The 3,087-nt window shown below is 70.5% G+C and carries 2 protein-coding genes; one reads left to right on the top strand and one right to left on the bottom strand.

Annotated elements, in window-relative coordinates; genetic code table 11:
- Positions 1 to 172: 172 nt before the first annotated feature.
- Positions 173 to 1,054 (bottom strand): dTDP-4-dehydrorhamnose reductase, encoded by an 882-nt coding sequence (gene rfbD, locus DD1DGNOD_RS05860; RefSeq protein ID WP_206442971.1) that lies wholly within the window; start codon positions 1,052 to 1,054, stop codon positions 173 to 175.
- Between the two features lie 179 nt (positions 1,055 to 1,233).
- On the opposite strand from rfbD, the gene DD1DGNOD_RS05855 reads away from it, so the two are divergent.
- Positions 1,234 to 3,087, top strand: a 1,854-nt coding sequence (locus DD1DGNOD_RS05855) for a glycosyltransferase family 39 protein (RefSeq protein WP_131769621.1), incomplete at its 3' end; no start/stop codon positions are given.

Raw genomic sequence — 3,087 nt, 5'->3', positions numbered from 1 at the left:
GGTCGCCTGCGAAGCGGGCGAAGCACCGGTCTTGGTCGTCACGCTCCCAACGGTAGCGCTCGCCACCGACGCTTCTCGACAGGGTTTCCCAACAACGGCAGGCAGCAGGACCGCGGCGTCAAGGCGGCAGGCACCCGGCAGTCGCGCCCACGGCCGTCAGGCGCCCACGGCGTCAGGCCCGCAGGACGTCGCCGGACTCCGCGAAGGCCGCGGCCAGCGCGTCCCGCCAGGGGCGCAGCGGCCGCAGCCCCGCGTCCGTCCACGACCGGGACGACAACACCGAGTAGGCCGGGCGTGGCGCGGGGCGCGGGAACGCGTCCGTCGTCGTCGGCCTGACCTTCTCCGGGTCCATCCCGAGTTCGGAGACGATCGCGCGGGCGAACCCGAACCAGGTCGTGTCGCCACCACCGGTGCAATGGTAGAGACCGCTCCCGGCACCGGCGGCCACAAGATCGATCAGCCCGGCGGCAAGATCCACCGACCAGGTCGGGGAGCCACGCTGGTCGTCGACGACGGCAAGCGTGTCGCGCTCACGGGCGAGCCGCGCGATCGTCCGGACGAAGTTGTGCCCGGACGCGCCGTACACCCACGCGGTCCGCACCACATAGGACGACGGGCACAACGCGAGCACGGCCTGTTCACCGGCGAGCTTGGTCCGCCCGTATGCCGAGCGCGGCGCGGTCGGGTGGTGTGTTTCGTACGGTTTGTCGGCGGTCCCGTCGAAGACGTAGTCGGTGGAGACATGCACCAGGGTCGCGCCGACCTCCGCGCATGCGGCGGCCAGATGTGCCGGCGCGGTGGCGTTGACGGCGTAGGCCCCCGTCTCGTCGGACTCGGCACCGTCCACATCGGTCCAGGCCGCGGTGTTCACGACCACGAGACCACCCTGGATCTTCGCCGGCCGGGCCTGGTCGCAGACGACGGCCCGTATCCGCGCCGGATCGGTGATGTCCAGCTCGGCACGGGTGAACCCCGCCCAGGCACGGACCCGTTCATCCGACTCCAGCAGCCGGCACAGGTCCACCCCGAGCTGGCCACCCGCTCCCGTCACCATCACGCGCACCCGGCAAGTGTCGCAGACCCAATACCCGGCCGGATTCGCACCTACGACCTATGAAATCACATGTAGTAGCCATACAGTTGCCAACGGCAACTGTATGGCTAAGCTAAGAGCGGCCTGCTGACCGCGGGCGCAGCTGACCAACGGCGGCCGGCTGCCGTCGTCCTGGAGAGATGACGATCGTCGATTACGCAGAGATCAAGCTCGCATGGCCGACGGCCGAGATCCCACGGCAACCGGACCTGGACGCCGGCGCCCGCCGCAGGCAGCCCAGCGCCGACCCCCCTGCCACCGGTGTGCCACGTCCACGTGCCCGCCGGCCCCGGCCGCCGCGGGCAGTCGTGCTGGTGACCGTGCTTCATTTCGCGCTGCTGCTGACCTACTCGTTCACCTTCACCACCTGGATGGGCTATGACGAGGCCCAGCACGTCGACATGGTCTACGGCCTGCAGCACGGTTCCGGCTGGCCGGCACCCGGTGAACGGATCATCTCCGCGGGAGTCGCCGCGACCTCGGACGACTTCGACCGCGGCCGTTACGCCCAGATGTTCCAGTCGGGCGGCAGGAACAGTGGCGAACCCCCGTTCGCCGAGATCGATCCGACCCCCCGCGACCAGCGCCTGTCATTCGACGCGCTGGGTGGACCCGGTCCGGTCACCGACGGCCGGCTGTCCAACCAGATGGTCCAGCACCCACCGCTGATCTACGTGGTCGGGGCCGCCCTGCTGTCGGCGCTGCCCGGCTCCTCGCACTGGGCCTACGACCAGCAGGTCTGGGTCCTGCGCCTGTTGAACATCATCGTCGTGGCCCCGCTGCCGTTGCTCGCCTGGGAGGCCGCGCGGCGGTTCGGGCTGCGCGCGCCGCTGGCCCAGGCCGCCGCCGTGATGCCGCTGGCCGTCCCCGGGCTCACCCGGGTCGGTGCCATGTTCAACAACGACGGTCTGCTGATGCTGTCGGTGGGCGGGCTGACGGTACTGCTCGCCGGCGTGCTCACCGGCGACATGCGACGGCGGACGGCGGTGGGCGTCGGCCTGCTGCTCGGCCTCGCCTTCCTCACCAAGGCACTCGCCCTGCCCCTGGTGGTCGTGGTTGCCGCCGCCTATCTCGCCGGCTGGGCCCGCCCCTGCCGGTCCCGCCGCTCCTGCCGCCACAGCCCGCGTCGTCACCACAGCCGGATTGTTCCCACCCGGGTGCTGCGGGCACCGCCGGTGTCCCCGGCGCTGCTCGCGATCGGGATCGCCTGCGCCACCGGCGGATGGTGGTGGGCCCGCAACTACGTCCTCTACGACGCGGTACAGCCCAACGGATGGGCGACGGAACCCCCACGGCGTGAGCCGATCCTGCTGCCGAAGTCCTTCTACACGTGGTGCGAGTACTTCTGGCGGACCATCATCAGCCGGTTCTGGGGCGGTCTCGGGATGTTCGAACCGCCTCAGTTGTCCCCGGTCGCGATCGTCATCGCGACCACAGCCGTGCTGGGATGCGTCATAGCGGCGGTCGTTCGTCCGCCGATCACCGGCGGAGCCCAGGGGCACGGGTTCGCCCGTCTACGCGCGTCTGCGTCCGGACGTCCACTGGTACTGCTCATGCCGATCCTGTTGGCCTACCTGCTGGTGGGCCAGCGCAGCTATTCGGACTACCTGAAATACACCCAGGCCATCGCCATCCAGGGCCGGTACCTGTACATGGGCGTGGTGGGCCTCGCCGTCGTCACCGCCGTCGGTCTCGGCCGGCTGCTGCGCGTGCACGAACGGGCCGCCAGCCTGATCGTCCTGGTCGGCGCACTGGTCATGCAGGCGGCAGCGCTGTGGGCCGTGTGCGCGTACTACTGGCTGCCTCGCGGCGAGTCGGTTCCCCCGCTGCACGTCACCGAGGTCGTCACCGTGATCGGACGCTGGGCGCCGTTCCCCGCGGGAGTGACGATCGCCACGTTCGTCCTCTGCCTGGTGATCGCCTGCGTGACCGTCGCCGAGATGGTCCGCGAAGCTCGCCTGCGTCCCCCGGGCCGGCCAGATGCTCCCGGGCCA

It is taken from the genome of Candidatus Protofrankia californiensis (genome assembly GCF_900634765.1).
Taxonomy (GTDB): Bacteria; Actinomycetota; Actinomycetes; order Frankiales; family Frankiaceae; genus Protofrankia; species Protofrankia californiensis.
This window is presented reverse-complemented; position numbering and strand designations above follow the sequence as displayed.

Bases quoted from the DNA above. Each gene is read 5' to 3' on its own strand.
- rfbD (WP_206442971.1), bottom strand. From the start codon at position 1,054: ATGGTGACGGGAGCGGGTGGCCAGCTCGGGGTGGACCTGTGCCGGCTG.